This window comes from Enterobacter sp. LM3, assembly GCF_046622475.1.
Classification (GTDB): Bacteria; Pseudomonadota; Gammaproteobacteria; order Enterobacterales; family Enterobacteriaceae; genus Enterobacter; species Enterobacter cloacae_P.
In genome coordinates this window covers 1-2,021 of record NZ_JBJURN010000033.1, presented here as the reverse complement: position 1 = coordinate 2,021, position 2,021 = coordinate 1, and the positions used below count along the sequence as shown (strand labels likewise).

The following is a 2,021-nucleotide window of genomic DNA, read 5'->3' as shown; positions in this document are numbered from 1 at the left end:
TGGTAAGTGCTATTTTGAGCTAAAAACAGCTTAACCGTTTCCTTTCTCCAAAAATTAGTGAGGCGACTATGAATCCATGTGCAGAAGTCATGACAACTATCAAACTGAGTGGCCCGATGATCGGCTTGTTTGGCAGGGAACATCAGCGTTTAGTGAGAACACCGCGTGAAGTATTCAATGCCCTGTCTGTTACGTTGCCGGGATTCCAGCATTACATGAACACAAGCAAATCCCGTGGGCTGACGTTTGCTATCTTCGTTGATAAGAAGAATATTGCTGAAGATGACCTCGATTATCAGAATAGTGGCCATGTCATTCGGATTGTGCCCGTCATTCTTGGCAGTAAACGTGCCGGAGTACTGCAAACCATTCTTGGCGCGGTACTTGTTGTTGTTGGCGCTATTGGTGCGTTCACCCCCTGGGGACAGGCTGTAGGTGGTGGAGCATGGGGATCGGCAGCAATGAAAATAGGTGCAGCTATGATGGTCGGAGGGGTAGTGCAAATGCTTTCACCACAACTTTCGGGATTATCAAGTAAACGTGATGCGGATAACCAGGCATCTTATGCATTTGGAGGCGTAACTAACACAGCTTCGCAAGGATACCCTGTGCCGTTGCTATACGGTAAACGCCGTATTGGTGGCGCAATTATTTCAGCTGGCATCTATGTGGAGGACCAGCAATGACCAACAAGGCACAATTATGGCCGGAAGGTGAGCTTTTCACTCGTGAAGTGGTTATTCCTATAGGGTGGGGGTTACCAGAGGGCGGTGTGGAGCCTGTTGGATATGAAGATTTCTCCCTAATGGTTACCTTTATTGTTCCTCCGTTTGATGTGGTGGTGGAAACGTGGAGGAATACGGAACCGGCTAAATCATTCGGTCTTTTTCGCCAGTTCATCGTGGGCTGGGATCAAGAGGATGCGCTTTCCGACAAGGTACTTACGGCGTATCTTTACGCTTATCCAGGCACTGATGAGGCGATATTCAGCGCCTGGTGCAAATACATGCAGGATTGGCTGGTGAGCAGTCAGAAACCACTTACCCCGTTGAGCATAATGATTAACTAATTGCTCGCATCACTCCTATGATAAATTATTTTTTCTCTTTAAGATTTAACCAAGAGCTAATCAGAAAAAGAGCCATTGAGCCTGATAAATTCACAGCGAGTTCTGCATGTCTTGACGATGGCTTTACTGATGAACGATTCTTTCCATGTGCGTCACCGAGTTTATTCCGAAGAGTACCTAGCCCGTTTACAACTGCAGAACAACCGCCAAGAATCTGTTTGAAAATACTTTCAGTATGTTGGTCAGCAGATAGGTTGAGTTCTTTTGATAGGGTTTTATAGAGCTCAGACATTTCAATATTTTTATTATTATACTGAATGCCCATATCATCAAGAATGTGCTTGCAAACTGTTTCAAGAAGTGTTCTTGCAGAAGTTATAGCACCATCAGGATCTGTATGGCGTCGTTCAAGTGCTTTCATCCAAACAGCGTGGACTCCATCTTCATTGAATTTTCTTAATACGACAGATATGTCTTCATCCGCTGGAGCCTTATTTTTCCCTTCTAAATAGTCCAGTACTGGCTGAAATGCTGTATAAATCAGTTCTCTTCGAGGACCATACTGTTCAGTTTTTTTTATAAAACCCCAAAACTCTTTTAGGGAACGATTAGTTCTCACAAACTCAGGTAACAGCTGAAGTAGTGAAGGGTTTTGTAAAAAATAAGTTCTCAGAAGCACATAATCAGTATTAGCTTCATCTTGGGCCCCTGTAGCTCTTGCTATTAGTATGTTTTGAAGCGCTACGGCGCGTTCGAGGTCATTTTGAAGAGTATCTATAATATTCATTACAATCTTCTTATGATAATTATCTGTGGGTTGAAAATTTATCATTCTATGAACTCATTTCTGTGTATTGCAGTATGTATTGCAACAGAGTCGTTCAGATAGAGATTATGCTCTATTTTCCCACTTAAATCATTCACATCCTTACGCCATTGACTCATGTAACCA

General features: G+C 43.1%; 3 protein-coding genes. 2 read left to right on the top strand and 1 reads right to left on the bottom strand.

Annotated elements, in window-relative coordinates; translation table 11 throughout:
- The first annotated feature begins 89 nt into the window (after positions 1–89).
- Together ACJ9N4_RS20490 and ACJ9N4_RS20485 are read left to right on the top strand one after the other, a co-directional pair.
- A complete protein-coding gene (locus ACJ9N4_RS20490) occupies positions 90–686 on the top strand; it encodes a tail assembly protein (protein WP_411500749.1) in 597 nt (198 codons plus the stop codon).
- On the top strand, positions 683–1,069 hold the full coding sequence (locus ACJ9N4_RS20485; RefSeq protein WP_411500748.1) for a hypothetical protein: 387 nt from the start codon (positions 683–685) through the stop codon (positions 1,067–1,069). The genes ACJ9N4_RS20490 and ACJ9N4_RS20485 overlap by 4 nt, the downstream gene beginning before the upstream one ends.
- Positions 1,070–1,094: 25 nt before the next feature.
- Here the strand turns inward: ACJ9N4_RS20485 and ACJ9N4_RS20480 are convergent, their stop codons facing one another.
- Positions 1,095–1,856, bottom strand: coding sequence for an abortive infection family protein (locus tag ACJ9N4_RS20480; protein ID WP_411500747.1), 762 nt, complete (start codon positions 1,854–1,856; stop codon positions 1,095–1,097).
- Positions 1,857–2,021 lie beyond the last annotated feature (165 nt).

Bases quoted from the DNA above. Each gene is read 5' to 3' on its own strand.
- ACJ9N4_RS20485 (WP_411500748.1), top strand. From the start codon at position 683: ATGACCAACAAGGCACAATTATGGCCGGAAGGTGAGCTTTTCACTCGT.
- ACJ9N4_RS20490 (WP_411500749.1), top strand. From the start codon at position 90: ATGACAACTATCAAACTGAGTGGCCCGATGATCGGCTTGTTTGGCAGG.
- ACJ9N4_RS20480 (WP_411500747.1), bottom strand. From the start codon at position 1,856: ATGAATATTATAGATACTCTTCAAAATGACCTCGAACGCGCCGTAGCG.